At 57.3% G+C, this 26,293-nt stretch carries 38 protein-coding genes and 1 tRNA gene; 23 read left to right on the top strand and 16 right to left on the bottom strand.

What is annotated here, in order from left to right; genetic code table 11:
* Positions 1-939: 939 nt before the first annotated feature.
* The 13 genes from IEQ42_RS18355 to IEQ42_RS18295 form a co-directional block, all read right to left on the bottom strand.
* On the bottom strand, positions 940-1,536 hold the full coding sequence (locus IEQ42_RS18355; protein ID WP_210704521.1) for a hypothetical protein: 597 nt from the start codon (positions 1,534-1,536) through the stop codon (positions 940-942).
* A gap of 206 nt (positions 1,537-1,742) precedes the next feature.
* A complete protein-coding gene (locus IEQ42_RS18350; protein ID WP_210704520.1) occupies positions 1,743-2,078 on the bottom strand; it encodes a recombination protein NinG in 336 nt (111 codons plus the stop codon).
* A 199-nt stretch (positions 2,079-2,277) separates the two neighbouring features.
* Complete coding sequence (locus IEQ42_RS18345) at positions 2,278-2,748, bottom strand: NinB/YbcN family protein (RefSeq protein WP_210704518.1); 471 nt, start codon at positions 2,746-2,748, stop codon at positions 2,278-2,280.
* The gene (locus IEQ42_RS18340) at positions 2,745-3,560 is read right to left on the bottom strand and encodes a hypothetical protein (RefSeq protein WP_210704516.1); all 816 of its coding nucleotides are present in this window, start codon (positions 3,558-3,560) and stop codon (positions 2,745-2,747) included. Before IEQ42_RS18340 ends, IEQ42_RS18345 begins: the two co-directional genes overlap by 4 nt.
* Positions 3,561-3,648: 88 nt before the next feature.
* A complete protein-coding gene (locus IEQ42_RS18335) occupies positions 3,649-3,978 on the bottom strand; it encodes a hypothetical protein (RefSeq protein WP_210704512.1) in 330 nt (109 codons plus the stop codon).
* Entirely contained in the window at positions 3,975-4,349 is a 375-nt protein-coding gene (locus IEQ42_RS18330; RefSeq protein ID WP_210704511.1) for a hypothetical protein, read from the bottom strand. The genes IEQ42_RS18335 and IEQ42_RS18330 overlap by 4 nt, the downstream gene beginning before the upstream one ends.
* Positions 4,346-5,050 carry a replication protein P gene (locus IEQ42_RS18325; RefSeq protein WP_210704510.1) on the bottom strand — a complete coding sequence of 235 codons (705 nt, stop codon included), beginning with the start codon at positions 5,048-5,050 and terminating at the stop codon, positions 4,346-4,348. Before IEQ42_RS18325 ends, IEQ42_RS18330 begins: the two co-directional genes overlap by 4 nt.
* Positions 5,047-5,832, bottom strand: coding sequence for a DnaT-like ssDNA-binding domain-containing protein (locus IEQ42_RS18320; RefSeq protein ID WP_210704509.1), 786 nt, complete (start codon positions 5,830-5,832; stop codon positions 5,047-5,049). Before IEQ42_RS18320 ends, IEQ42_RS18325 begins: the two co-directional genes overlap by 4 nt.
* Positions 5,829-6,161 (bottom strand): hypothetical protein, encoded by a 333-nt coding sequence (locus tag IEQ42_RS18315; RefSeq protein WP_210704508.1) that lies wholly within the window; start codon positions 6,159-6,161, stop codon positions 5,829-5,831. The genes IEQ42_RS18320 and IEQ42_RS18315 overlap by 4 nt, the downstream gene beginning before the upstream one ends.
* Positions 6,158-7,003 (bottom strand): phage antirepressor KilAC domain-containing protein, encoded by an 846-nt coding sequence (locus tag IEQ42_RS18310; protein WP_210704507.1) that lies wholly within the window; start codon positions 7,001-7,003, stop codon positions 6,158-6,160. Before IEQ42_RS18310 ends, IEQ42_RS18315 begins: the two co-directional genes overlap by 4 nt.
* 84 nt (positions 7,004-7,087) lie before the next feature.
* Positions 7,088-7,294: a hypothetical protein gene (locus tag IEQ42_RS18305; protein WP_210704506.1), complete on the bottom strand. Its 207-nt coding sequence runs from the start codon at positions 7,292-7,294 to the stop codon at positions 7,088-7,090.
* A 20-nt stretch (positions 7,295-7,314) separates the two neighbouring features.
* Positions 7,315-7,515, bottom strand: coding sequence for a hypothetical protein (locus tag IEQ42_RS18300; protein WP_210704505.1), 201 nt, complete (start codon positions 7,513-7,515; stop codon positions 7,315-7,317).
* Positions 7,516-7,574: 59 nt separating this feature from the next.
* The gene (locus tag IEQ42_RS18295) at positions 7,575-7,751 is read right to left on the bottom strand and encodes a Cro/CI family transcriptional regulator (RefSeq protein ID WP_210704503.1); all 177 of its coding nucleotides are present in this window, start codon (positions 7,749-7,751) and stop codon (positions 7,575-7,577) included.
* An 86-nt stretch (positions 7,752-7,837) separates the two neighbouring features.
* Here IEQ42_RS18295 and IEQ42_RS18290 point away from each other — a divergent pair, with 86 nt between their 5' ends.
* The 3 genes from IEQ42_RS18290 to IEQ42_RS18280 all read left to right on the top strand — a co-directional run bounded on the left by IEQ42_RS18290 (position 7,838) and on the right by IEQ42_RS18280 (position 10,255).
* Complete coding sequence (locus tag IEQ42_RS18290) at positions 7,838-8,692, top strand: XRE family transcriptional regulator (RefSeq protein ID WP_210704501.1); 855 nt, start codon at positions 7,838-7,840, stop codon at positions 8,690-8,692.
* 73 nt (positions 8,693-8,765) lie between these two features.
* Entirely contained in the window at positions 8,766-9,887 is a 1,122-nt protein-coding gene (locus IEQ42_RS18285; protein WP_210704499.1) for a hypothetical protein, read from the top strand.
* On the top strand, positions 9,887-10,255 hold the full coding sequence (locus IEQ42_RS18280; RefSeq protein WP_210704498.1) for a hypothetical protein: 369 nt from the start codon (positions 9,887-9,889) through the stop codon (positions 10,253-10,255). The genes IEQ42_RS18285 and IEQ42_RS18280 overlap by 1 nt, the downstream gene beginning before the upstream one ends.
* A gap of 72 nt (positions 10,256-10,327) precedes the next feature.
* Here IEQ42_RS18280 and IEQ42_RS18275 read toward each other — a convergent pair whose 3' ends face one another.
* On the bottom strand, positions 10,328-10,645 hold the full coding sequence (locus tag IEQ42_RS18275; protein WP_210704497.1) for a DUF1654 domain-containing protein: 318 nt from the start codon (positions 10,643-10,645) through the stop codon (positions 10,328-10,330).
* Positions 10,646-11,495: 850 nt separating this feature from the next.
* On the opposite strand from IEQ42_RS18275, the gene IEQ42_RS18270 reads away from it, so the two are divergent.
* The 10 genes from IEQ42_RS18270 to IEQ42_RS18225 all read left to right on the top strand — a co-directional run bounded on the left by IEQ42_RS18270 (position 11,496) and on the right by IEQ42_RS18225 (position 15,972).
* Positions 11,496-11,563, top strand: a tRNA-OTHER gene (locus IEQ42_RS18270).
* 171 nt (positions 11,564-11,734) lie between these two features.
* Complete coding sequence (locus tag IEQ42_RS18265; RefSeq protein ID WP_210704496.1) at positions 11,735-12,157, top strand: hypothetical protein; 423 nt, start codon at positions 11,735-11,737, stop codon at positions 12,155-12,157.
* The gene (locus tag IEQ42_RS18260; RefSeq protein ID WP_210704495.1) at positions 12,154-12,348 is read left to right on the top strand and encodes a hypothetical protein; all 195 of its coding nucleotides are present in this window, start codon (positions 12,154-12,156) and stop codon (positions 12,346-12,348) included. The genes IEQ42_RS18265 and IEQ42_RS18260 overlap by 4 nt, the downstream gene beginning before the upstream one ends.
* Positions 12,345-12,545, top strand: a complete 201-nt coding sequence (locus IEQ42_RS18255; RefSeq protein ID WP_210704494.1) for a hypothetical protein — start codon at positions 12,345-12,347, stop codon at positions 12,543-12,545. The genes IEQ42_RS18260 and IEQ42_RS18255 overlap by 4 nt, the downstream gene beginning before the upstream one ends.
* Before the next feature lie 155 nt (positions 12,546-12,700).
* A complete protein-coding gene (locus IEQ42_RS18250) occupies positions 12,701-13,021 on the top strand; it encodes a hypothetical protein (RefSeq protein ID WP_210704493.1) in 321 nt (106 codons plus the stop codon).
* 42 nt (positions 13,022-13,063) lie between these two features.
* Entirely contained in the window at positions 13,064-13,789 is a 726-nt protein-coding gene (locus IEQ42_RS18245; RefSeq protein WP_210704492.1) for a hypothetical protein, read from the top strand.
* A complete protein-coding gene (locus tag IEQ42_RS18240; protein WP_210704491.1) occupies positions 13,786-14,349 on the top strand; it encodes a siphovirus Gp157 family protein in 564 nt (187 codons plus the stop codon). The genes IEQ42_RS18245 and IEQ42_RS18240 overlap by 4 nt, the downstream gene beginning before the upstream one ends.
* 7 nt (positions 14,350-14,356) lie before the next feature.
* The gene (locus tag IEQ42_RS18235; RefSeq protein ID WP_210704489.1) at positions 14,357-15,070 is read left to right on the top strand and encodes a hypothetical protein; all 714 of its coding nucleotides are present in this window, start codon (positions 14,357-14,359) and stop codon (positions 15,068-15,070) included.
* Positions 15,067-15,531, top strand: coding sequence for a hypothetical protein (locus tag IEQ42_RS18230; RefSeq protein ID WP_210704487.1), 465 nt, complete (start codon positions 15,067-15,069; stop codon positions 15,529-15,531). The genes IEQ42_RS18235 and IEQ42_RS18230 overlap by 4 nt, the downstream gene beginning before the upstream one ends.
* A 75-nt stretch (positions 15,532-15,606) precedes the next feature.
* The gene (locus IEQ42_RS18225; RefSeq protein ID WP_210704486.1) at positions 15,607-15,972 is read left to right on the top strand and encodes a hypothetical protein; all 366 of its coding nucleotides are present in this window, start codon (positions 15,607-15,609) and stop codon (positions 15,970-15,972) included.
* Between the two features lie 40 nt (positions 15,973-16,012).
* On the opposite strand, the gene IEQ42_RS18220 is transcribed toward IEQ42_RS18225, so the two are convergent.
* Positions 16,013-16,486, bottom strand: a complete 474-nt coding sequence (locus IEQ42_RS18220; protein ID WP_210704485.1) for a hypothetical protein — start codon at positions 16,484-16,486, stop codon at positions 16,013-16,015.
* Between the two features lie 82 nt (positions 16,487-16,568).
* Positions 16,569-17,078, bottom strand: coding sequence for a hypothetical protein (locus IEQ42_RS18215; RefSeq protein ID WP_210704481.1), 510 nt, complete (start codon positions 17,076-17,078; stop codon positions 16,569-16,571).
* Between the two features lie 70 nt (positions 17,079-17,148).
* On the opposite strand from IEQ42_RS18215, the gene IEQ42_RS18210 reads away from it, so the two are divergent.
* The 10 genes from IEQ42_RS18210 to IEQ42_RS18170 all read left to right on the top strand — a co-directional run bounded on the left by IEQ42_RS18210 (position 17,149) and on the right by IEQ42_RS18170 (position 26,292).
* Entirely contained in the window at positions 17,149-17,436 is a 288-nt protein-coding gene (locus tag IEQ42_RS18210; protein ID WP_210704479.1) for a hypothetical protein, read from the top strand.
* A gap of 42 nt (positions 17,437-17,478) precedes the next feature.
* Positions 17,479-18,063 carry a hypothetical protein gene (locus tag IEQ42_RS18205; RefSeq protein ID WP_210704477.1) on the top strand — a complete coding sequence of 195 codons (585 nt, stop codon included), beginning with the start codon at positions 17,479-17,481 and terminating at the stop codon, positions 18,061-18,063.
* Positions 18,064-18,073: 10 nt separating this feature from the next.
* Positions 18,074-18,586, top strand: a complete 513-nt coding sequence (locus tag IEQ42_RS18200; protein ID WP_210704669.1) for a hypothetical protein — start codon at positions 18,074-18,076, stop codon at positions 18,584-18,586.
* Positions 18,587-18,637: 51 nt separating this feature from the next.
* Entirely contained in the window at positions 18,638-19,564 is a 927-nt protein-coding gene (locus IEQ42_RS18195) for a DHHA1 domain-containing protein (protein ID WP_228732004.1), read from the top strand.
* A 44-nt stretch (positions 19,565-19,608) separates the two neighbouring features.
* Positions 19,609-19,953: a hypothetical protein gene (locus IEQ42_RS27565; protein WP_338109819.1), complete on the top strand. Its 345-nt coding sequence runs from the start codon at positions 19,609-19,611 to the stop codon at positions 19,951-19,953.
* Entirely contained in the window at positions 19,848-20,975 is a 1,128-nt protein-coding gene (locus tag IEQ42_RS18190; protein ID WP_338109821.1) for a tyrosine-type recombinase/integrase, read from the top strand. Before IEQ42_RS27565 ends, IEQ42_RS18190 begins: the two co-directional genes overlap by 106 nt.
* Positions 20,976-21,013: 38 nt before the next feature.
* Positions 21,014-22,786 carry an N-acetylglutaminylglutamine amidotransferase gene (locus IEQ42_RS18185; protein ID WP_210704473.1) on the top strand — a complete coding sequence of 591 codons (1,773 nt, stop codon included), beginning with the start codon at positions 21,014-21,016 and terminating at the stop codon, positions 22,784-22,786.
* A 3-nt stretch (positions 22,787-22,789) separates the two neighbouring features.
* Positions 22,790-24,538, top strand: coding sequence for an N-acetylglutaminylglutamine synthetase (gene ngg / locus IEQ42_RS18180; RefSeq protein ID WP_210704472.1), 1,749 nt, complete (start codon positions 22,790-22,792; stop codon positions 24,536-24,538).
* A gap of 167 nt (positions 24,539-24,705) precedes the next feature.
* The gene (locus tag IEQ42_RS18175; RefSeq protein WP_150596250.1) at positions 24,706-25,896 is read left to right on the top strand and encodes an osmoprotectant NAGGN system M42 family peptidase; all 1,191 of its coding nucleotides are present in this window, start codon (positions 24,706-24,708) and stop codon (positions 25,894-25,896) included.
* A gap of 168 nt (positions 25,897-26,064) precedes the next feature.
* Complete coding sequence (locus IEQ42_RS18170; protein ID WP_003236706.1) at positions 26,065-26,292, top strand: YheU family protein; 228 nt, start codon at positions 26,065-26,067, stop codon at positions 26,290-26,292.
* Position 26,293: the final 1 nt, after the last annotated feature.

Below are 26,293 nucleotides of genomic sequence, written 5' to 3'. Positions count from 1 at the left end.
AGGCTCAAATCCCCTGGGCCCACCATACGAAACGGCTGAGAAGCCCACCCAGTGCCGGCTTCGCTGTTTCTGGAGCTATGAATGTGACGAAAAATCACTGTGAATTCATATGGGAAATATCAGAAATCAGGTGCGACATCTGATCGATCCGCTGGAGGAGTGAGACAAGGTCCGGCGGATAGAAACGCAAGTGCAACTGCAGGTATAAACCCTGCCCACCTTTTGATCGATCCGTTCTTTCTAACTCCGAATTCAGCGACGTTCCCCTGGATTCCTGGGCGATGCAGGCGGCCAGGTACAAGCCCCATGTGTTGTTTCCAGACGAAAAAAAGCCCGCGCGTGGCGGGCATATTTCAAGAATTTAGTTTAGAGGCTATATGGAGCCCACCCAGGTAAACCGTTCAGTCCTGAGGGCGTGGTTAAAAATGTAAATCCATATATAGCCAACAGCAGCGTTGAAAGCGCAATAACAAGATATCGGTGCATCCTCATTCCTTGAGCGTAGGTTTTCCAAGCGACGACATATCATTGTGACATTACTGCAGGGCACCCTGTCCACACCTAGATATTTGGGCTAGGATCTGCCTCACGTTCTTCCGCGATAAAGGGCGCAGGAGAAAATAGAAACCCCGGCGATAGCGAACCGCCGGGGTTTTGCTTTTTGATTCCCGCTGATAGCATTGCCGGACGTTCTCGATGCGTCCCCATCGCAGAAAATAGAAGCCCTGGTGATTACAGCTCGCCGGGGCTTCGTCTTTTCAATCTCCAGACGAAGAAAACCCCGAACGGGTCGGGTTCCTTGTGTACTTCCAGTGGCCGTACAGTCGGACGCTGACCGAGAAAATCCAATCCCGTGCGTGCCAGACTGCCGTGTAACTTAAGCCACAATCTCACTGGGATAGAAGAGTAGCTCTCCGAGGATTCTTGCCGCGTTGTTCGTCAGCCGCGTTTACCTGTTTTGTAACTGCCTGGCATCGGCTTACGATTAGTTATACTGCTCCAATCTGGGCTTTGAAGGCCGGCAGGGCGATGCGTCTGCTCTGGCTCCTCCTCAATATTTTTCAGCAATCGATCATAGTTTCGCTGCAAGATACTTTCTTCGTCCCTTAGCCTCTGCAGCCTTCCCTGTAGCTCTGAGATCTGCTCTTCTTGCTCTATTTTGACTAGTTCTAGAGCCTCTACCCTGCCCCTAAATTGCTGAGCCGCCTCTTTAGATTTCTTGAGAGCCACATCCGCCTTTGCCAATTTTGTTGAGGCGCTGCGGAGTTTTTTGCTCGCGAGCCTCTCCTGCTCCTCACTGGCTTCTACAGCGGCAATCGCGTTTTTCTCATTCTGTTTGAGCAGCTTCTTTAGCGAGGCGAACGTAAACTCGATGAAATCCGTAGGATTGACATCGCCAGGAAGCAGCACCGAGGTAACGTTGGTGAATTTCACAGACGCTAGAAACTGGTATTTTTTCTTCGCGAGTGTTTTATCGCTGTGAATCTCAGACCGACTTAATCGTGTGACCGTTTTCCCAATTGCTTTGCGAGGCATTCAACGCCCTTCCCTAGTGAGATCATAGGGCCACTATATCTAGTTGAAAACCGAAAGTCATATTGCGACTGTCTGTCATTTTTCTCACGTCCCCAGGACAGCGCTACTGTCAGCCGTGTTATAGGAGCTGGCTTGGCCACCCTCGTTCGAGCATCTCGGCGGTGATCGATCCGTCGGCCACTGCGCCGAGCAGTTCAGCCTCCCGATCAAAGCTGGCCTGCCAGAATCGATTCCTGCGACTCTCCACAGCTGATGCAGCCGCTTCCGATGCTCAGCTCATAGGTGCGCCGGTAGTCGCGTACCGCCTTCTCGGCATCCTTGAGGTGATCGCCGCGACTTTTCAGGGCCTCTTTGCGGACCTTGAACTCCCGGCGGCCGGCCTGGGCCAGCGACTTCTTCTCCTTGGCCTTCTGCACCTCTACGGTGGCCAGCGCACACTTAGGGCTGCACACCGCTTGCCCAAGGCGCTGCGGGACGAATGAGGCCCTGCATGCTGGGTTCTTGCAGGTCTTGGGCTTGGGTTGTTTGCGCTCAATGGTCATTGGTACACGCTCCCAGGCTGGCCGGGCTCGTTGCTGTCCGTGCATGCCAAGTCATGGTCACTTGCCTTTGGGCAGCGCTTGCAGCCACAGGTAGGGCAAAGGATCATTTTTGTGGATGAAAGTGGCAGCCAGCCAAATGGACCTTTTGAGCCCAGCTTGAACTCGGCGATGCAGCGGTGACATTCGCAGTTGAGCAAGCTCATGCCGCCACCTCGCCCAGCAGATCAGTGAACACCACACCCTTGGCGCTGAACTCGGCAACGATCTGGTCCGTGTATGCGATGCCCTGGGCGCGATTGAACAGGCGAGTCACTGGGAAGCCATCCGGGCCGAAAAGCGAGCAAGGCCCCATCAGTTCGATCTTTGTCTCGTAGTCCAGGTGCAGGAACATCAGGTTCCAGCCGTTGCGGAAGTCGGCGTCGGCATTGCGCATGATCGGCACGCCGAAGTGCAGCTTGCAGTACTTGCGGGCGTCCTCCACGTCACCGATCTGGGTCATCTGGGCGATTCGCTGGTAAAGCGCAAACCACAATGCGTTTTGATCCAAGGTCCGGTCCTTGCCTGGGCGCAGGGAGACCACCACGAACTTCTTGTCCCGGTACATGGCTGTCAGAGCGTTGATGGCCTCGGAGAGCTTTGTGGCGCTGTTGACGCTGATCTTGTCGGTCATTGCCCGCCACCCTTCGACCCTTCTGGATCGGCGCTTTGAGACGTTTTTGAGGTCGATTGCCCGCCACGGCCTCCCTGGCCCAGGGCGGCGCCAATCTGGCCTGATCGAGTCTCTGGAAGATCAGCCTGAGCCGTGATGCGCATGTTCGGGCACGGTAGCCCACCCATGCCGTAGTGATAGCCACCGCATGCAAGGCACTTGGTATCTGGACCGGTAAACGGCGCGCCCTTGAACGGCGACATATCGTCGATACGCTTGCGCAGCATTGTCAGCTCTTCGGCCTGCCGCTCTACCTGGCCTTTCCACATGTCGCGGTTACGCTCAAGACGTTCGCTCTCAGCCTTCAGCTCAGCATTCACCCGCTCGTAGGCTTCGTAGCCGGTCTTGAGGCCGGCGACTTCGGCGCGGAGCTGGTCGATCTGCTCACCCTTCTTAATCACCAGTTGGGCCAGCGGATCATTGAGGATGTTGATGCCGTCCATGATCTTGCGAGCAAAGGTCTCAGGGTCTACTTCTGGCGCGTTGTAGCCTCCAGCACCGACGTGGCTGGAAAGTTGGCGCAATACATCCTCGCAACCTTGAAGCCGCTCGTTATCGGCGATCAGCCCCAGCACTACCGCTGGGCTTGCGGCAGCAATGTAGGACGCCGAAACCCGGTCGTGCGCGCCATGCTCCCAGCAGCTCACGCCGCCGGGGCCGATCACGTAGTACATGCGCTCGCCGTTCATCATCGACGGCTCGCCCTCTTCGCTTCTCCACTCCTGCACTGGCTGAGCAAGAGCAAGGTGCTTCAGTCGCTTGTATTCGCTCATGCCGCCACCGCCATTGTGATCAGGACGCAATAGATACCGACGCAGAAGCCAGCAACGCCGCAGGCGACTCCGAGTTGGGTTTTAGTGATCATGGCTTCACCTTCAGGCCTGCTGCTTCGATGGCTTCTTGAACCTCGATGCTGCGGTGCAGGGCAAACACCTCATCAGCGTCGAAGAGCTCATCCGGGTTACTGGCGTAATCGTTGTCACGCAGAGAGTCGTACCCGGCCTCGTAGGCAACGATTTGTGGCAGCTCAATTACTAGAGCCTCGCGCATTGCCCCGATAGCGGCATCAGCCTCGGTCCACACGGAATGACCGGCGCCCATATCCTCAAGATCCATGTCGCACCGGTCTTCCTCTTCGCGGCGGATGTTCCAGATTGCTCTCGCAACCGCTTCACGCATCTTGTCGGTCATTGCGGCATCCCCTTCATGGCGGCGAGTACTGAATTCGTCGTATCCGGCCCAATGCATCGGGCTAGAGCCATCAGGCCAGCTTCAAGCTGCGCTGGAGACGCGGCACGGGCCACAGCCTTTTCGCGCCAGCGCTCAGCCAGCGAAGCGAATTCCCCAGCGATCTCTCGGGCCTTTTCGAGCTCATCCAGGATCGGGGCAATGTGGTGGCTGTAGAGCTTCGTCATGTCCCGCAACAGGGCGGATTGTTCGTCCTCGGTCATGCCGGACGCTATGCGGGCCGATAGCGACTCCCCTTCTGGCTTTCTCAGGCCAAAATCGTGACGCATGGTCATGCACATGCTGTTGATAATTTGACTTCTGGTCAGACTCATTGCGCCGCCCTCTTTCCGAATTTCGCCATCAGCAGCTCGCGCGCCGAGGCGCCGTCTACCGGGATTCCTTGCTGGATAATTCGCTCATTGGCCTCTCGCTCTGCCAATTCATCGGCCCGCTGCAGCTGCGATTTTTGGCTGTCGTGGCCAATGCCGGTCAGGATCTTGCCGTCGAGTGATTGGCCGGCCTGAGCACGGCGTAGGATCACCTCGTAGTTGCGGTCGAATCTGGCGCGCAAGCCCTTGTCTTCCTGCTTTGCTGCGCGCAGGTCGAATAGGCCGGTCGCTTCTGCTGCGATCTTCACCGCTTCATGGCTGTAGGTGCCCATCAGTGCTTCGATCCACGCATCAGCCGGCGCAGGCATGCCGAAGTCTTCAGGGCTGGGCACGCACATAGCGATGAACTCACCAACGCTCGGCGCGAAAGGCTTCTTGAGCTTGCGGCACTTCTGGATACCGAACTCGATCTGTTCCAACGTGCGAATGCCTTCGTCGGCAAACTCTTTGATCCACTCGGCCTTGGCGGCGTCCAGCGCTTCAGTGGACGGCCACGCTTGGCGCCAAGCCGGGAAGATCCCGCGCAGCCGGCGGAACAGATCGTTCACCACGTCGACCGTCTCCGTCGTCACGTGGAGCGGCTCGGCGTGAATGGCTGGCGGAAGGTTGCCCATGGTCGCCATCAGTTGGTTGGCTGGCTTCATGGGCTCACCACAAGGCCTGCGGCCCACGCACTGCTGTCGAAGTCAGGTTCAGCTGCCGAAGGCCGAACAGGGAACTGTCGAACATTGCTGGCGGACGCGACGTCACGCTTGATCCACTTCACCAGAAGACTCACCCAGGCAGCCTGAGTCTCGGCGCGACCAGAGGCCGAGTAGTGACAGACGAATCCGCCGATTGCCTCAGCTGTGAACAGGGTCACCGGCAGGGCCATGCGGAGCGCATAGTTCTTCAGCAGCTTTTCGTCAGGCACCCACTCCAGTGACATTTCGGTCGGCAGGCTCGGATCGGCAAAATCAGTTTCGCTCGCGTGTAGTGAGTTGTGTTGATCTTCTCCTATTCCCTTCCCTTCCCTTCCGGGGTCTACCGGTAGGCGACCAGTCGACGACTCCTCGGCGAATTGTCGACGACCGCTCTCCGACTGGTCGTCGAATTCGGTCGTGAATGCCGGGTACTTGAAGTTCTTTTTCTCGATCTTTTGATGTCTCCAACCCAGAACATGGACGTAAAGCTTCCCGGCTACGGTGTAGCTTTTCGTCAGTTCAGAGCCTTCAAGCTCGCCGAGAAGCTCGCTCACTTCGTCAGTGGTGATGTCATCACCGGGGAAGACAAGGGCCTTAATGGTCCTCGGCGACAACGGATGGTTTCCGCCGTCATCGCAGAAATTCCACAGGCCGATGAACAGAAGACGAGCCAATGGGCGGCAGGCCATAACCTGCTCGCTCGACCAAAACTCGGGTTTGACAGTACGGATTCTGGCCATCATGCGGCCTCCTGAGACGTAGAGGCTGCGTCGTGACGCTCGACAGCACGAACGGCCAGCTTGAGCTTGCGCTTTGCTGTGTTGGCGGCCTGGCGGGCGTTGCAGCGGGCGATATAGAGGTGACGAGTCGCGCCAATCACCGGCTGGAACTGTTCCACTTCCGGATTGATTGGGCGGCTGTCTTCAAATGGACGACCATGCTCTTCAAAGAAGTCGTCATAGCCCTGGGCAAGCCGGCGCGACGCCTCGGACACTTCATCCAAGGCGATCTGGTGAGCCAGCGCACGATCGGCAACACGAAGCATGAGCTGGAGGCGGTCGGTGGTAATCACAGAGCACCTCCCAACAGATCGGCGTCACGGCGAGCCCACAGAGCCTGAAGCTTCGTCAGACCTTTCCCAGTCACGCGTGGTGTAGATACGGTGGTCTTGCCGTTCTCGGGATGCTCGAAAGTGCTGAGCTTCGCTGTCAGGTAGCCGGACTCAATAGGGCCCTGCATAGGCTCGTTTTTACGGAGGGTTACCCATCGGCGCTGACGCAGAAATGCCATCAGGCGGTTCTGGCCGGTACCGATCAGCTTGGCGGCCTCGGCCACCGAATAGGTTTCGTGTGTGACCGTGACGGCATCGAAAAAGGCTGCCTTGGGCGCGTCTGCAGCGACCTTCTGCTCAAGCATCAGGTTTTCGTAGGAAAGCTCGGTGTTGTCAGCCTCCAGTGCGACGACCTTCTTTACGTTGTCGGTGAGCAGGGCAAGCAAAGTGCGCGGATCGTTGAGTGCGGCGATGTAATCGAAGGTAGGTTTGGCATGAACCAGGCGCCAGAAGTCTTTAACGAGGCGCTTTTTGAACTCGCGAACAATCGTACTGTTGCGCATATAAGTCAGGATCAGCGTCGCCTGCTGCTCATTGAGGAGAGCGAACTCTGTCGGGCGCCCACCTGTACTTTCGGATTTGAAATCCAGAAGTCCAAACTCTTGAAGATCAGACTCGTATGCGCGAACCAGTTTGATAACGCTGGCGTGATCCACCTCACATCCTGCAGCGATGGCGAGAGTAGTTGTGACCGCCTCGCCATCTATAAGGCTGACGATTTCGGTACGCGACACATTTTCAGAAACAGCAAATTGTGTCGCGACATTCGCGGGGGTATTGCTCGTTAGGCTTGAGTGGTGCATTATTCGCTCCAGAACGTTGTATTAAGTGCTGCACATGAAACCGACCTGATCCGTCGGTTTTTTTGTGCCTGTGATTTGGGATCTTTAAGTGTCACTTTTGAGGCCCTCTTTGGGCGTCAATTGGTACAGCTTGGCTTTGGGTCGCCTCATAAGTGAGGGTCCTCCCATTGCCAGAAACTCGATGGCAATCGCCTCGAGTGCTTCGTCGATGCCTAAGCCTTTCTTCAGTGCAAAGGCCGCGACTCGCCGCTTCGCACCATCACTCAGGTGCTCGTAGTCAATTTCAGGCACTGGTCACCTCCAAAGGGCCTCTATGCAGCGCTAGACTTCTTCTCGTCCTTGCTCAGCGCTTCGATTGCACCGTTTTCAACAGCCCACTCGATCATTTCGTACAGATAGGTGGCGTGCTGCATCTCTGCGCGCTCCGCTGCTCTGTGCAGGATTCGGTCAAGGGTTTTGTTGAAACGCACCTTCCGAGGCGTGTCACGCTTGTGTGATTGGTCGGCGTACATGTGTTGCTCCTTGTGGCTTCTGAATTGATCGAAACTGATGAGTGATGGGGGCGGCATGATTAAGCGGCTTGAGTTTTCAGCTCTGCTTTCAGCTCACCCAGGGTGATTCGCTCGATTTGGTACTGGCGCAACTCGGGCACGTCGTCCCACTGGCGTACGGCCTCGTAGGTCACGCTGAGTGCTTTTGCCAGCGCCGAAACGGAGCCGAAGTGCTTAATTGCTTGTGTTTTGGTCATGCCGACCTCCTTTGCTTACCCATATTCAAGCATGCTTGTGTTTGCAAGGCAAGCATGCTTGACAAGCTCTCTTGTAGATTGCTCGCATGAAAATTACTGATCGAATTACGAAACTCGTTTTAGCCAGAAGGCCAGAGGTAAGCGCCCGTAGCTTCAAGCGAGACATTGCGACCACTTGTGGGGTCAGCTATGAGGCTGTTCGCCAGTGGTTTGCTGGTGACACGAGCAACATCAGAAATGAGAATTTGGTTTCGATAGCCGAGGGGTACGACACAACTGTCGACTGGCTGCTTTCTGGGAAAGGTGAGCCGCCCAGCAGAAAGAGTGTTGCGGCAGAATCCGACTCTGGCGCCGAGAACTCCTCCGCCTCATCCGTTGACCTTGTCCGGCAGATGCTCACTAAAGTGAAGGGGCTGTCAGATGAAGCCCGCGAGAGGATCGTTGCTGCAGCCGAAGAGCCAGGTGACGTGCCGGATGGATATCAGCAGGGTAACCTCGCGAGCCTTCGCCCGAAAAACGACGAGATCCTGATTCCGCAGTACGACGTGCGCGGCGCCATGGGGCATGGACAGGTTCCGGCCGACTACAACGAGGCGGTGCGGAACCTAGTTGTTCGAGAGGAAATCCTGCGCGAGAAAGGCGTCTCCTACACTGCAGCGTCCGCATTGGCGATGATCACCGGCTGGGGTCAGAGCATGGAAGGAACGATCAATGACAAAGATCTGGTGATCGTTGACCGAGGTGTGAAGGAGTTCATCGGCGAAGGGATTTACGTGGTGACCTGGCACCAGGAGCTGTACATCAAGCGGATGATGCGACTGGATGAGGAGCATTACCGGCTGATTTCCGATAACCAGCATTACGAAAACCAAACCGCCAGAGTGGACGACGTGACTATTCACGCCAAGGTCCTGTTCATATGGAATGGTCGCAAGGCCTGACACCTGGCAGTTTTTAGCGTGCGGTGTGCTCGCGCCGCGAAAACCGAGCCATCACCTGAGATAAGGAAGTCATATGAAGAAGCCATTTGTCGCACCTCGACTCGTCGGCGCAAGATTTGATGACCACACGATCCCACTCGAGCTGCTAAAGGATTTGGCAGCGCTGGAAGAGTTCGTGGTGGCCGTAGCTAAATGGAAATTTGTTCAGCAGCACGGCCGGGTTCGGACGCCAAAGGGATTTACGGATCACTTATCGATAAACCTGTCCTCGGTCGGAGAGGGAAGCGCTGTCCCCAACATCGTGATTGAATACAATGATCCTACTGCGGGCCTTTTTGCTGCCGCCAACGAGGACTATTTTTTCCAGGCGGTGCAGTCGATTGGTAATGCGATAGACGCCGCCGAGCGTGGCACTCCGATCACCGAACATGTACCCGCAACGCTGCTTGGATACTTCGACAGATTCGGCAGAGGCTTGCGTGATGGGGAGGTATTGGAGTTTCGACCGGGAACTGATAGACCTGCTAGGCTCTCAAAACTAACTCGGCGGAGACTTCTGCTAGCGTCACAGAATCAGATTCTCACGGATGAAGTCACCGTCCGCGGCTTGGTGCCTGAAATAGACCAAGCAAAAATGAGTTTTGAGCTGCTCCTGCCTGATGGCAAAAAGATTACCGCGAAGATGGATGCAATACACCTCGACACTATCCTTGAGGCTACGCGCGGGTTTCGTGATGGGCTTAAAATTTCAGTATCGGGTGTTGGTCGATTTGACCGCATGGAAAAGCTTCACTCCCTGGACCTTATTGAGGACGCTGTGATCATCGAATCGAATGATCCGCTCGCACGATTGGATGAGCTCAGACTTTTACGAGTCGGCTGGCTTGACGGTCGCGGCGTGGTCCCAAGCCCTGAAGAGTTTGACTGGATAGAGTCATTTTTTAGAGATCAGTACCCAGCTACTCTGCCCACGCCATTTATTTATCCCACTGCCGAAGGTGGCTTCCAGTTTGAATGGAGAACCGGCAATCAGGATCTCAGCCTCGAAATTATTCCGCAGAACAAAACGGCTGAGCTGCACGGCCTCAATATCAAGGACGGCGCAGACACATACATGGAGCTGAATCTCGAAGCTAGGGCTGACGTCGATTCGCTGATAGATTTCATTTCCAAAGCAGCAAAGGGTGAAGTGTAATGGACGATCAAACTCAGTTGCTGCGACAGGTTCACCCAAGCTTTGTGCAAGACGGAAAAATTACATCTCAGGTTTTCCGTCCGACTCCGAAGGATGACAAGAAGCTCTCTTCTTATGATGGTGACTTGATCACTCCAGAGGCTTCATACGCTCACTTCACTGCCAGGGAAGATTGCCGATCGGCGGGCGTAGTTTCTATAACTACAGCCGAATGCCAAGCGCTGGGATTGCCGGCGGTATCTGATCCGGAAGAGTTCCCGGAGCACGTTCTGATCGATTTCAGTGAGTTCGAAAAGAAGGAAATCGAAAAGAAAGCGAAAATCCTCAGGGCGAATGCGGAATCGCGCGACTGGCTCTTTAAGCCATAACTTCGGGGCAGTAACGTACAATCATCGCCTGACTCACAAAGCCCGCCATACAAGCGGGCTTTTCAATGCCTGTCAGAATGGAGCGACCTCCTCCACCTTCATGAATTCGTCAGGCACTTCGGCCTCGTGATCGTTCTCAGATGACGCCTCCCATTTCAGCGTCACCGACTCGTCCTCATCGTTGAACGTCATTTCTATGCCGTCCGTTTGGGCCAGCAACCCCATCACCTCATCCCACTCTCGGTCGCCATCAGTGTCGAGCCGATGGATCGTTACCCAGCGCTGATCCTGCGCAATCGGGTGATTGATCATCGACGACACCCTCAGGCCAAGCCGCTCAATCCCACTAATTTCCCGTCGCTCTGCTGGTTTCGCCTGCTTCTTCGCCATCTGAAATCCTCCCTTTTGATTACTGTATGTCCGTACAGTACAAAATAAATATACAAGCTTGCTTGCATTCAAAACACCAGCATGCTTTTATAGATGCAAGCCGACTTGCACTTAAAACCCAAGTGCAGCGGAACAGGGCCTCAACAGACCCGTCGCTCTTTAAAACCTCAGGATCCTCGCCATCGACTACCCCGGACCCGATCCGGTAAGCGCGAGCAACAAATAGTCGATGCCATGCCAGCTCTGGAACTGGCCGTGCTCACCAGATGTGAGTACGCGAAACCACGCAAGCCAGCCGGGAATAACACTGAACACGAAATGTGTGACCCGGCCAGGTGGGGAAACCGAGGCGATGCGCGTGGTGGAGAGAACAGATTTCACTGGCTGGCCTTGGCGACAGGGCCAGACGGGAAATCAACCGCCCCGGAGGGCAAGACGATGCCAAATCCAAACAGCCCCAACGACTGCTACCAGCGCTACGGGTATACGGTTGAGCGGACGCCGCGCCGGAATGGCTCTGGCTTCCACCGAGCGATCTACGACCAGAGCGGACAGCAGGTTCTGAGCCGCGCTGGATACGACGCAGAGATTCAGTTCTGCATTGAGCACGAGCTGATGCTGAAAGAACGTCAGGCCCCTCTGCAAACCGCGTAGCTGTCATTGGCAGCGTTTGAAACGGAATGCATGGACCAGCGCCACGTCAGCCTGACGAAAACTGCCCTTATGCAGCGATGGTTGAGAGCGTGGGTGGTCACGCTGAAAGCTGCCTTGAACCCACCCGATTCTCTCGATGAGAGCGTATCGGGGATTGATCTGCACAGACCGGCGGCAGGCATGCCAATGGATTGTGAGGCTGGTAACTCAGTTCGGTAGAGGCCAGTGCACGGGAGGTCGCGGGTTCAAATCCCGCTCAGCCGAACAGATCAATCCCCGATGCGGACGACCAGACAGCACCGCGCAATGCGGCCCCCTGCATCAACTCCCCTAAATCAAAACCGAATCGGCAGACGCCAGGCCAGTCTCACGGCTGGGTTTGGTCACCCGCGCCTGGCTTCTGGCCAATGCGGTTTTCGCCTTGGAGGCGACACCATGAACGCAGCACTGATTGCTCAGTTGACCTACGAAAACCGCCTGCCGCCGCCTGTGAGCGAGAGCCCTCGGGATGATGCGCGGGCCGAGTGGCTGTACAACGCCGCCGAAGACTTGCTGCGCGGCTGTGGGGTGTCCTTCCAGCGCCGCATGCGCAAGCCTCAAGGCGTCACCGCTGCGCAGTTCGCTCTGGCGGTTGATGAGCACATCAATGCTCGGCTGGCTGATTGTGAGGTGCACACCTCCGCGCTGGGCTGGCTGGTCATCACCGCAGAACGCGGACTAGCCGACAAGGTGGCCACTGCCGAGCTGCTGGGCCACAGCGACCACCCGCTGGGCAAGCTTGGCGAGATCGCCGAGACGTTGCTCGAGCCGCTGGCAGACGATGCATTGAAGGCTCAGGCCGAGGATGACGCGCTGTGAGCCCGCACATAGCAATCGACAACGATCTCGATGAGCTTGCCTGCGAAACCTGCCCTCCTCTCTATGAGGTGCTGGTCCTGCGCAACATCACCAGCTTCCTGCAGGCGAACAAGATATCCATCGAAGAATTCCACCACTACTGCGAAAGGCTGAATCGTGCGGTTGCGCGTCGGCCAGGGAGAGCGGCATGAGCACGCCCATCGTGAAAACGCTGATCGACGAGCAACTTGAACAGCTGGACCGGATTCTCAAGCGTCCACGCGAAACGCTTGTCTGCGAACTTGAATGCCCAGTTAAAGGCGACTGGCCGCTCCATGCCCGCGACAACGCTGCATTCATGGAAGGCGACTGGGGTTTCGATCTCAGGGGTCGGATGGTCGAACTGTGACCACCCGCCAGCGCACCCGGCGCCTACTCATCTGGCGCGGATCTTTCTCCGCCCTATCCGTTTGCACCCTCCTGATGTTGCTCAGCGCCCTCGCTGATCGCATCACCCAATAACCCACACCTTCAACGCTGCGTGCATCGCGGCAAGGATTCCTCATGCCTGAACAAAAGCACACGCCCGGACCTTGGTTTGCTCGCAAGGCCGGCGGCCAAGGCTGGCCCGGCCAGCGTGGCTGGGCTATCGATTACAACGCGGATCAGGAGCAGGTAGTCGACTTCGTGTACGAAGAGGCCGACGCGAGGCTAATCGCACAGGCGCCTGGCCTTCTGGCTGATCTCATCGTAGCCGCCGGAACCCTTCGCCACTATGAAGCGCTGCACCGCGCCAAGGGCACCACCGAAAGCCTGGAGAAGGCTGAGGTGAATGCAGGGCTAGCCTCTCGATTCGAAAAAACCATCGCCAAAGCCACCCAATAACCACCTTCACAGCGCCCCTCTCCGGTGGCGCGGAGATAACTCATGTCCACAAATATGCGGATCTGGGACCAGGTCGACAAGACCGACACCCGCTACACCAAGGACGCCAAGGTCGGCGGCCAGCAAATCACCAGCCTCAACGGCACGGCCATGATCATGAAGGCCACTGAGGTATTTGGCCCGGTTGGTATCGGATTCGGTTGGAAAGTCGCCGAGGAACGCTTCGACAAAGGCGCCGAGATGTTCAGCGGTGAAGGCGACAAACGCGTCAGCCTGGGATTCGAACTGAACCACACGATCAAGATTCTGTTCTGGTTCAAGCTCGACGGGGAGCGCGGCGAGCTCGAGCAATATGGGTGTACGCCCTACCTTTACAAATCGAAGTTCGGGACGACCACTGATGGTGAGGCCCCGAAAAAGTCGCTAACGGACGCCATCAAGAAATCCCTGTCGATGCTCGGCTTCAGCGCTGACGTGTTCCTTGGCATGTTCGACGATCGCGACTACGTCCAGCAGCGCCAAGAAGAGCAGGCTATTGAGCAGGCAGTCGACAAAGACGCAGAGATCGCCAAGCAGCAGCAGGACCGCCTCGACTACATCAAGTCGGTCATCGACACCATGCAGGGCGCCCAAACCCCGCACGAACTCAAAAAGATCCACGACGTTGCAGTCCGCCAGCTCACACTCCGCAAGGACGAGAAAGGCGCGGCGCGGATCTCCCTTGAATGGAAAAAACTCTCTGAACCGAAACAGGAGTCAGCAGCATGACACAACTCTACGCACTCACCGGGAAGCTGGCAGAACTGCAGGAAATGGCCGACACCGATGATGAGGGCCTAAAGGAGGCCCTCCAGCACGCGATGGACGAGATCCAAGGCGAGTTCGAAGTTAAGGCCGACAACATCGTCATGCTGCGTCGGAACATCGAAAGCGACGTAAGCGCGATCGAGAATGAGATCGAGCGGCTCGCTGAGCTCAAGCGCATCAAGACCAACAGCGTCTCGCAAATCAGCGACTACCTGCGCCGCAACATGGAAGCCGCCAACCTCAAGTCGATCAAGCGACCGTTGTTCACCATCACCCTGGCGCTGGGCAAAGAGAAGGTCATCGTCGACAACGAGGACGCGGTGCCGGACGAGCTGACCGCGGTGAAGACTAGCATCGCGCCGGACAAAACCGCCATTGCCGCCAAGCTCAAGGAAATCCGCGACCACAACGCTACTGTTCGCAAGCGGATGGATGCGGGAGAAGACGCGGAGCATGAGCTTCTTCCCGAGCCAACTTGGGCACACCTTGAGCGCGGTGATAGCGCCATCCGGATTAAGTGAGGACGCCATGATCAGCTTGGAACTCAGCAGCATCCAGCAGAAGAACACCGACCGCGCCTGGTTGGCCGATGCGGTGGGCGGATATCTCGCCGCCGGCCGCGTTATCGACGTCGTGCCGATCAGCCGAAGCCAGTTCAACCCCGGCCCGTTCAACAGCGAACGCATTGTGCCCTCATCAGGGTCTGAACCATGCCCAGCGAAGCGAAACTATGCAGTGCGCATGGCGAAGACAGCCAAGGCGCAGGCGTTTGAGGCAGACATCGCCGAAAAGATGAAGGCCTACCACACCAAGGGAATCGTTGCGGCTGCCAAAGATCTGCACATCAGCAATCGTCGCGCGATTCACATCGCCGCCCAGTACGGCATCAAGTTCGCCAGCCGGGTGTCCGCTGCAGCACATCAGGAGGATCTGACGCTGGTGCCGGTGATTCGAGACCTGATTATCGAGGGCCTGACGCAAGATCAGATGTGCGCAAAGCTCAGTATCGGACGGACAACGCTCAAGCGCATCGCCAGTCAAAACGGCCTTAAGTTCAGCCGCCAGAAAATCCGAGCGAAGGATGTAGCTCTGGTTGAGCGCATCACAGCCCTTCGCGATATCGGTTGCTCCCGTGCAGCATGCGCCAGAAGGCTGGAGATTAATCCAAAAGTGCTGCTGCGGCTGATCGCAGAATACGAAATCGACTACCCCCTGCAACGGGAAGCTCTGGAGGCAGCATGAGCAAGGTTCGAAAGCCGAACAACCTCAAGGCCCGCGTCGAACGGTCGTGCCGCTCACTGGTGCGAACGAATCACGTTGCGGTGGTCAACATCGACCCCAGCGGCCGGCAAGGGATGATCAATTACAAGTCCCTGAAGAACATCGCTCCCGGCAAGATCGGCCAAGCCGTCTGTGAAATCACTCACCGCTGGACCATCTTTCTCAGCGCGCTCTGCCTTGACCAGATGGGCAACCACTACCTGAAGTCGGTAGAGGTCGCGCCGGAAGGCATGTACCTCTCTGACCACTTGGAAGAAGTGATCGAGCATTGCTACCAAGAGATTCGCGACAGTGCCAACCCGCAGCACTTGGTTGCCTCGGGCTGGATCGCGATTCCTGATGTTGTTTCCCTCGACGAGGCTCAGGCCTACCGCATCTTCAGCGCGGTCGGCGCATGGAATCAGGTCAAGGTAGCAGCGTGAAACGGTTTCGAGTCCAGCAACGCAAACGACAGACCTGGCTGGGAATCCCGGCCAGCGGAATAGAAGAGGTAAGCCATGGCCGAAGAACAGCAGGAGCCGACGGCGGAAGCCATCAAGCAACGCAAGAAGCGCGAAAAGAAAGCGGCAGACGATGCCAAGAAAGGGATCGGCCGGTTCACTGTTGAGGTCGCCGGCGTTTTCATGCCAGACCTCAAGCGTCTCATGAAAGAACATGGTTTCAACAACCAACAGGAGGTGTATCAGAACCTGCTGCGCAACGTGATCGCCGCCGACTTTGAAACAGCGGCACAAATGCTTGCGTGTGTCACGACACCTACCGTTGTTAGTGAAAAGGTGTCTCAACTCATTGAAGCGGCAGGCTTGAAGTCGCTCGCCGACGATCCGCCCGAGCCGGACGATGAAATCGAAACCCCGGAATAGAAACTAATTTCGTTGCGCATTTAGTCGAGCAAGGCTTTCCTCAAAACCAACCTAGACATTTTTCTCTGGATAGACCAATGAGCGCAGCTCGTAGCTTTTCGGCTTTAGCTCGCGCGTCTGAGTAGTACTCGGGAGCATCATGGGAAGATGATTCTTCAATAAGTGCGAAAAGCTTCTTTTGCAAGCCATCCCAGCGCTTGGCGGTTTGCTGAAATTCCTCCTCAGTAAAAAGCATTTCCAACATAATTATGTCTGTCCCGAGCTGGTATCTCGCTATAGGCCAACCGGCATTCAGTTCAGATTTTTCATGCCTGGTTAGCCCGTGAATCTGATGCTCACCGTTCACCTCACTGTCCAGGTATCGCTGAATTATGTCTGTTTTTTGTAAGGCTGATCCGATCCGCTCGTAACGTTCCGTCCAGAGCCTTTCTCTCTTGGTCCTGACAACCGCAAAGTAGGCGCCCACTGCTGCGACTACTATCGCCAATATAAGCGGCGCCCAAAACGTGTCCATTTAACGTCCATCCCCTAATTAATTCCCAGCAACAAATACCCCACTTCAACGAATCACGCCAGCCGGCGAAATTGTCAGCCTATCAATTCGTGATTCGATCATGGCCCTGCACTGGCAACTGGGCTTCGGCTTTATAGAGAAACGTAGGAACTGGGTAGGGAATGGGCGCTGAAGTGTTCGCCAGCGCAATCGCAGCCACCACCAGACTCAACGTCGCGATCGCAGCACTGATGATTGCGACAAGGGTGTTCAAACCTGGGTTCGAATTCCAATACTCGACAAAGTTTTGCCATCTGTCCTTTGAGGCGTGGTCATAGCCTTTCTCGGTCAGGTGGTATCTCAGCGGTTGCCCCTTTCTCAAATAGCCCCTCGCTTCTAGTTCCTGGAAGTTCTCGACTAGCAACGGTTTCACAACGTTCCCCATCTCTTCATACAGGTCAGGAACACGCATTGCGAAAAGCTCATGCGCAGTAAGTGAAACGGTGAATTCATCGAGGTTACGAACTCCATGCCCGTGCTTTTCCAGATACATGTTGTAGATCACGGTGAGCAGCCTTTGAGGCATTTCCTTGTCGATTTTTCCAGTGAACATTATTAGCTCCAAAACTTTGGCCCAAGCGTAACCCTATCACTTCGATTGCACCATCTAGCGAGGTATCGCCATGCCCACAGATCAATCACCGGCCTCCCGCGACGAGCGCCTGGTCACTCTTCCAATGTGGATCATCGAGGCCGTGCGTGCAGAGGTTCGAATTGAGATTCACGTCTGGTCAGAGATGGCGCGCCACGTTGAAGAATCGCTGGCACGCGGCGAACAGGTGCTGCCCTGTGACGTGAAGCTGCCTCCCGCCACGGTATTCCTCAAAGGCACCAAGGTCAGCACGCTGATGCTCGGAATCCAGCAGCGCAAGAATCTATGCGCGCATTTCCGCCAATTCGAAAAATCCTGAACCCTTCCACCGCCCGGGCATGACCCGGCATAGGACGCTCTCATGCTCAATATCTTCTGGCGCCTGCTCGCCAAGCTGCTTGCACGCCAGGCGGTTTCTGACTGGCTCATCGCCCGCGCTCAGCGCACGCCCTATCTGCACATCATGTCAGCCGACGGCGCCGAGATGTACATGGGCCGCTGGTGGCTGTTCAATCCGTATGACCGAGACAGTCACAGGTCGCGGCTCTGGTGGTGCCCGTGGTCAGTGCGGATTCACCACATCAAGCGTCCGGACAATGACCGTGATCTGCACGACCATCCCTGGAATGCTCGCACGATCATCCTGCGCGGCGGCTACACGGAGCAGCGGCTGCTCCAAGCTGATGACCCTGCACTCCAACAACTCCTCATGAAAACCGCTGAACTGCGTCAATCGTTCGACGCGCCGTTCGAGGCAACCGAGTACATCGACCGCCGCCCAGGCGACACCGCCTCACTCAGCTACGGCGAGTACCACCGGATCGACAGCGTTGTCGACGGCGGCGCCTTCACCCTATTCATCAGCGGACCCTACCAGGGCACTTGGGGTTTTCTGGTCAGCGGCGTCAAGGTTCCTTGGCGCACCTACACCGGCAACGAAAACTGAGGTTCTGCACATGAGCAACGTAATTCAAACGATCGAAGAGCTGGACGCCGTGCTGCACTGGCGCAACAAGCATGCGATCGCGATCAAAGAACGTGACGCGCTGCAGCTTCGCCTGAACGCAGCGGATCAGCGGATTGATGAGCTGACCCAGCGCCAGGGCGAACCGGTGGCGTATGCAGCGTTCGCAGATAACGGAAACATTCGCTGCTGGTCGTCCAATTGCGAGGTGGTAGGACTCAAGGTCTTAGCTGAAGGCGGATCTGAGATTGTTCCGCTCTACCGACACCCAGCTGAGCAGATCGCCGCGGACGCTCTGAAGGCATTCGCCAACGAAATGATCAATGCCAGCTTCGAGGGTGGCAGCTTCGACGGCGGTGACATCCAAGACATCGCCGCGAAGCATGGCCTTCTGCGTATCGAGCCTCGCAACGAGGAATGCGGAGAAGTTTGCGCCTGCCGAGAGTACGGCTTCCCTGCCGAGTGCTACCGCAAGACCGATCTGATCGCCAACACCCCGCAGTAACCCCTCCCCCAACTCAACAGCCTGCCGGTGTACGGCGGGCGAGGAAATCCCATGTCTGAGATTGAACGCAAAACGATGTGCATCTACCACGGCAACTGCGCTGACGGTTTCGGCGCTGCTTGGGTTGTCAGGCAAGCTCTCGGCAGCGATGTCGAGTTTGTGCCCGGCGTTTATGGGCAGGAGCCGCCGGACGTCACCGGCAAGGATGTGATCCTCGTCGACTTCAGCTACAAGTACGACGTGCTGGCCGCGCTCGCGTACACGGCGAACAGCATCATTGTGCTCGACCACCATAAGAGCGCTGCTGAAGACTTGGCCCGCTTCGAGCCATTCCATGCTGGGATCGAAGAGGATACCAGCCACGATAACGGCTCTCGGCTGCTTGGCTGGAAAACGGCGCACGACATGGCTCACTCGCAAAATGGTCCAGCCATTGCCTGCTGCTTCGACATGAATCGGAGCGGGGCGATGCTGGCTTGGGATCATTACTTCCCCGACCAAGAGCCACCACAGCTGCTGCGACATATCGAGGACCGCGATTTGTGGCTGTTCAGGCTGGACGGCACCCGAGAAATTCAGGCCAACCTCTTCAGCTACCCATATGACTTCGAAGTCTGGGATCAGTTGATGGCCGCCGACGTGCAAACACTTCGGTCTGATGGCGCAGCGATTGAGCGAAAGCACCACAAGGACGTGGCCGAGCTGGTCGCGGTGACGAAGCGCCGCTTGGTAATCGGCGGACACGATGTGCCGGCCGCCAGCCTGCCTTACACGTTGACTAGCGATGCCGGCCACCTCATGGCACAGGGCGAGCCGTTCGCCGCATGCTACTGGGACACTCCTGACGGACGTTCCTTCAGCCTGCGAAGCACAGATGAAGGCCTAGACGTGTCCGAGATCGCCAAGCAGTACGGCGGTGGTGGTCACCGCAACGCTTCCGGCTTTCGCGTTCCGTTCGGCCACGAACTGACTCTGTAACCCATCACCACCTTCTGCCGCCACGCGCGGCATGGAGCATCACAATGGCAGCAGCCGAGAAGCTGGGCGATGAGTCCGGCCATGACAAGGTCACCGAAAAGCGGATGGCCGAACTGCTGGGCACCACACCTAAAGCCCTGCAGCGAAAGCGGGAACGTAACATCATCCCGGCCGGCGTCTGGTCGAAGATCGACGGACGAATCATGTACAGCAAATGGAGGTACGACGAATGGCTAGAGAGCCAATGGAGCTGCCCACCGGAGTTGAGCTTGTCGGGAAATCGATCAGGATCCGGTTCTCCTGGAACAAGAAGCGGCACTGCGAAACGCTCGCCCTCCCGCAAAGCCCAAAAGGAATCGCAGCAGCCGAGGCTTTACGTGCTCAAGTGACCCAGCTGGCAAAGCTGGGCGTGCTCACACCTGAGAAATATCGGGAACTGTTCCCGAACAGCCGGAACGACTCAACTGGGCAGATGCCGATCTTCTTCGACTATGCCCAGGACTGGCTGAACAGCCTACAGATCGAGGACAGCACCCGGAAGAACTACCGCAGCACGATGCAGAATTACTGGGTGCCGCACCTCGCTCAATACCCGCTCGACAAGATCACGCCCGTGCTGATGCGCAAAATCGTCAACAGCATTACGTGGACTTCGCCGATCCGTCGGAAGGGAGCGATTCGCCTTGTCACCAGTCTGCTGACCCAGGCTGTGAACGACGAGCTAATCGTGAGAAATCCGGCCAACTCAATCCCGCCGACAAGGGTCGTGAAGCGTGAGATTGACCCTTTCAGCCGCGAGGAAGCTGACGAACTCATCGCCAAGCTGTACGAAGTGACGAGCGGTTTACAGTCGATTTACGCGTGTTTTTTTGAGTTTTCTTTCTATACAGGAATGCGTCCGGGCGAGGCGATGGCCCTGCGCTGGAGCGAAGTTGATACGCGCTCAAGGCGCGCCAAGGTTTGCCGCATCAGACTGTACGGCAAGATCAAGGAGAGGACGAAGACGAAGGTGTCGAGGGAAGTTTTATTGAACGATCGCGCTTTACAGGCACTCGAAAAAGCAAGACCTCTTACGGCGGCGCGCTCTGATTATGTTTTCGCGCCGGAAGGTTCGGGTGAAAGATCAGAGCTGTACATCCGATCCGAAACAGGGGCTAAGCGCTATTGGTTGACGGCGCTGCGTAAGGCGGGGATTCGATATCGCCGGATGTATGACACCAGGCACACCTACGCAACAATGTGTTTGATGTCCGGAATGAACCCGGCATTCATCGCCGCGCAACTCGGACACAGCGTCCAAGTTCTGCTTTCAACCTATGCCAAGTGGATCAGTTCCTCGAGCGATTTCGCGGAGCTTGAAAAGCTGGATTTGCCGAAAAACGGTACGAAATTGGTACTTGATTCTAGGTAAATGCGACGAGGCCCCGTAGACACAAGGCCTTTTGCAATATGTGCGGATTAGCTGGCGAGTTACGTTTTGATCATCAACCTGCAGACCTTGCAGCCATTGAGAGAATCACCCATCACCTGGCCCCTCGCGGCCCTGACGCGTGGGGTTTCCATGCCCAAGGGCCGATTGCCCTGGGGCATCGTCGCCTGAAAATCATGGACCTGTCGGACGGCTCGGCGCAGCCGATGATCGACAGTCAACTGGGTTTGTCCCTGGCCTTCAACGGCGCGATCTACAACTTTCCGGAACTGCGCGCTGAACTCGAAGAACTGGGTTATGCCTTCTATTCCGGTGGCGACACCGAAGTGTTGCTCAAGGGTTATCACGCTTGGGGCGAAGCACTGCTGCCGAAACTCAACGGCATGTTTGCGTTCGCCATTTGGGAGCGCGATGCGCAGCGTCTGTTCATCGCCCGTGACCGTCTCGGCGTGAAGCCGCTGTACCTGTCGCGCACCGGCCAGCGCTTGCGTTTCGCCTCTGCACTGCCGGCGCTGCTCAAGGGTGGCGACATCAACCCGATCCTCGATCCGGTAGCGCTCAACCACTATCTGAATTTCCACGCCGTGGTGCCCGCGCCACGCACCCTGCTGGCCGGCATCGAGAAACTGCCGCCAGCGACCTGGATGCGTGTTGAAGCCGACGGCACCACAGAGCAGAAAACCTGGTGGACCCTGCCTTATGGCCCACACGAGGACGAGAAAAACCTCAACCTCGAAGACTGGGTCGACCGCGTGCTCGACAGCACCCGCGAAGCCGTGGCAATTCGTCAACGTGCGGCGGTGGATGTCGGTGTGTTGCTGTCCGGCGGCGTCGATTCGAGCATGCTCGTAGGCCTGCTGCGTGAAGTCGGTGTGGAAAACCTGTCGACCTTCTCTATCGGTTTTCAGGATGCCGGTGGCGAGCGCGGCGATGAGTTCCAGTATTCCGATCTGATCGCCAGGCACTACGGCACCCAGCATCACCAACTGCGCATCGACGAGAAAGAGATCATCGAGCAACTGCCCGCCGCGTTCCGTGCGATGAGCGAACCGATGGTCAGTCACGACTGCATCGCGTTCTATCTGCTGTCCCGCGAAGTGGCCAAGCATTGCAAGGTTGTGCAGAGCGGTCAGGGTGCCGATGAGTTGTTCGCCGGTTACCACTGGTATCCGCAGGTGGATGGCGCAGCCGATCCGTATGCGGCGTATCGCAATGCATTTTTCGACCGTAGCTACGACGACTACGCTGCCACTGTGCAACCGAAATGGCTGACCGCCAATGACGCTGCCGGCGACTTCGTCAAAGAACATTTCGCCCAGCCCGGTGCTGACGCCGCGGTGGACAAAGCGCTGCGTCTGGACAGCACGGTGATGCTGGTCGATGACCCGGTCAAACGTGTCGACAACATGACCATGGCCTGGGGTCTGGAAGCGCGCACGCCGTTCCTCGACTATCGACTGGTTGAACTCTCGGCCCGTGTGCCAGGCAAGTTCAAGCTGCCTGATGGCGGCAAGCAGGTGCTGAAAGAAGCTGCGCGACGAGTCATTCCAAGTGAAGTGATCGACCGCAAGAAAGGCTACTTCCCGGTGCCTGGCCTCAAGCATTTGCAAGGTGACACATTGAACTGGGTGCGCGAACTGCTGCTCGATCCAAGTCAGGATCGCGGCCTGTTCAACCCGGCCATGCTCGACAAATTGCTGACTGATCCGCAGGGCCAACTGACCCCATTGCGCGGCTCGAAGCTGTGGCAACTGGCAGCCCTGAACCTGTGGCTCAGTGAACAAGGAATCTGATTGATGAAACCTCACGCCACAGCCATTAACCAACGCCTGCTACGCGGCCAGACACCGTCGTATGAACGATTACAGGCGCGTCTGGCTGAAGACGGCAGCGAACTCAACACCGCCCCGATTGCCGTGCACTGCGGCTGGGGCCGGTTGCTGATCGGTCACACGTTTCCCGACCCTGCGTCATTGGCCCAGGAACTGCTCAACGAGCAGCCGGGCGAGCGTGATATCGCCCTGTACGTCGCCGCGCCGCAGCAGATTCTTGGCCTCGAACCGACGCAGTTATTCCTCGACCCGTCCGACACTCTGCGCCTGTGGTTCAGCGACTATCGCCCCGCCACTCGCGTGTTTCGTGGCTTCCGCATTCGTCGCGCGCAAAGCGAAGCGGACTGGCAGGCGATCAATCAGCTGTATCAGGCGCGCGGCATGTTGCCGATCGACGCCGCGCTGCTGACCCCGCGTCATGAGGGCGGCCCGGTGTACTGGCTGGCCGAGGACGAGGACAGCGGCGCGGTGATCGGCAGCGTCATGGGCCTCAATCATTGCAAGGCGTTCAATGATCCGGAAAACGGCAGCAGTCTCTGGTGCCTGGCAGTTGATCCACAGTGCTCGCGGCCCGGAGTCGGCGAAGTGCTGGTGCGGCACTTGATCGAGCACTTCATGAGTCGCGGCTTGAGCTACCTGGATCTGTCGGTTCTGCACGACAACCGTCAGGCGAAAAGCCTCTACGCCAAACTCGGTTTCCGCAACCTGTCGACCTTCGCAATCAAGCGCAAGAACGGCATCAACCAGACACTGTTCCTCGGTCCGGGACCGGAAGCCAATTTCAATCCTTACGCGCGGATCATCGTCGAAGAAGCCCATCGGCGTGGCATTGATGTGCAGGTGGATGACGCCGACGCCGGGCTGTTCACTCTCAGTCACGGCGGGCGCCGCGTACGCTGCCGCGAATCGCTGAGCGACCTGACCAGCGCGATCAGCATGAGCCTGTGCCAGGACAAAAGCCTGACCCACAAAGTGCTCAAAGGCGCGGGACTGAAATTGCCGTCGCAGCAATTGGCTGGCAACGCTGACGACAATCTGGAGTTTCTTGATGAGCATCAGCGGGTGGTGGTCAAACCGCTCGACGGTGAACAGGGTCAAGGCGTGGCCGTGGATTTGCAGAGCATCGAAGAGGTGCAACAGGCCATCGAAACAGCGAAACAGTTTGACAGCCGTGTGCTGTTGGAAAGCTTTCACGAAGGTCTGGATCTGCGGATTCTGGTGATTGGTTTTGAAGTGGTGGCGGCAGCCATTCGTCGACCGGCCGAAGTGATCGGTGACGGTCAGCATTCGATTGGTGCGCTGATCGAAGCCCAGAGCCGACGCCGGCAAGCGGCCACGGGCGGCGAAAGCAAAATCCCGCTGGACCACGAAACCCAGCGCACGCTGCATGCGGCGGGTTACGACTACAGCAGCATCTTGCCCGCCGGCGAACATTTGTTCGTAAGACGCACGGCGAATCTGCACACCGGCGGCACACTGGAAGACGTCACGGCGATTCTGCATCCAACGCTGGTCGACGCAGCAGTGCGGGCGGCGCGGGCGCTGGACATTCCGATGGTCGGCCTCGATCTGATGGTGCCGGCGGCGGATCAGCCGGACTACGTGTTTATAGAAGCCAACGAACGGGCCGGTCTCGCCAACCATGAGCCGCAGCCCACGGCTGAACGCTTTGTGGATTTGTTGTTTCCGCACAGTCAGCCGGTTGTTTCTTGATTGCTTGGTTGCTGGACTGACGCTATCGCTGGCAAGCCAGCTCCCACAGGTTCTCAAGTACACACAAAACATGTGGGAGCTGGCTTGCCAGCGATGAGGCCCGATCAGGCAATACAAATTCTTTTCTCATCGAAACCATCGATGTGCTCAAACCATCAGGAGTTTCCATGACCCTCCAAACCCCCGAACCGGATCTCAACTATCTGCAAAAAGTTCTGCTGGAAATGCTCGCCATTCCCAGCCCCACCGGGTTTACCGACACCATCGTGCGTTATGTTGCCGAGCGTCTGGAAGAACTCGGCATTCCGTTCGAGATGACCCGACGCGGCACCATTCGCGCGACGCTCAAGGGTAAAAAGAACAGCCCAGACCGCGCCGTCTCCGCGCACCTGGACACCATCGGTGCCGCGGTCCGTGCGGTCAAAGACAACGGTCGGTTGACGCTCGCACCGGTCGGCTGCTGGTCAAGCCGTTTTGCCGAGGGCAGTCGCGTCAGCCTGTTCACCGACAACGGTGTGATTCGCGGCAGCGTGTTACCGCTGATGGCCTCCGGGCATGCGTTCAATACCGCCGTTGACGAGATGCCCATCAGTTGGGATCACGTCGAACTGCGCCTGGATGCCTACTGCGCAACCCGGGCCGACTGCGAGTCGCTGGGCATTAACGTCGGTGACGTGGTGGCGTTCGATCCATTGCCGGAATTCACCGAAAGCGGCCACATCAGTGCCCGTCACCTCGATGACAAGGCTGGCGTCGCAGCGCTGCTCGCGGCACTCAAAGCCATCGTCGACAGCGGTCAGGAACTGATGATCGACTGTCATCCGCTGTTCACCATCACCGAGGAAACCGGCAGCGGTGCAGCGGCGGCCTTACCATGGGACGTCAGTGAGTTTGTCGGCATCGACATCGCACCGGTCGCGCCGGGCCAGCACTCCAGCGAACACGCGGTGAGTGTGGCGATGCAGGACTCCGGCGGGCCGTACGACTATCACTTGTCGCGGCACTTGCTGCGCCTGGCCAGTGAAAACGAGTTGCCGGTGCGCCGTGATCTGTTCCGTTATTACTTCAGCGACGCGCATTCGGCGGTGACCGCCGGCCACGACATCCGCACCGCCCTGCTCGCCTTTGGCTGCGATGCGACTCACGGCTATGAGCGTACGCACATCGACAGCCTGGCAGCGCTGAGCCGCTTGCTCGGGGCGTATATCCTGAGCCCGCCGGTATTCGCCAGCGACGCAGCGCCGGCGAATGCTTCGCTGGACCGCTTCAGTCATCAGATCGAGCACGACACGCAGATGGAAAGCGATACGCGGGTGCCACCGGTGGACAGTCTGGTGGGGCAGCGTTCAGATAGCTGATTTTTTATTGACTGGACTATGGCTATCGCGAGCAGGCTCACTCCTACGGGGAACGCACTCCAATGCAGGAGTGAGCCTGCTCGCGATGCGGCCGTATCAGGCAACACAAAACTGGCAGGCGAAGATCAATCGCCGTAGCATCGCGACATTGATTTAGCCGAGGTGCCCATGCTCATCCCTTACGACGCTCTTGAAGTCGACACCCTCACCCGCCTGATCGAAGATTTCGTCACCCGCGACGGTACCGACAACGGCGACGACACTCCGCTGGAAACCCGCGTACTGCGCGTGCGTCAGGCGCTGACCAAGGGCCAGGCATTGATTGTTTTTGATCCCGACAGCGAGCAGTGCCAATTGATGCTCAAGCATGACGTGCCCAAGCATCTGTTTGACTGAA

This window comes from Pseudomonas iridis (genome assembly GCF_017980685.1).
Lineage (GTDB): Bacteria > Pseudomonadota > Gammaproteobacteria > Pseudomonadales > Pseudomonadaceae > Aquipseudomonas > Aquipseudomonas iridis.
Note: the sequence above shows the minus strand (reverse complement) of the source record. Positions and strands in the feature narration are given on the sequence as shown.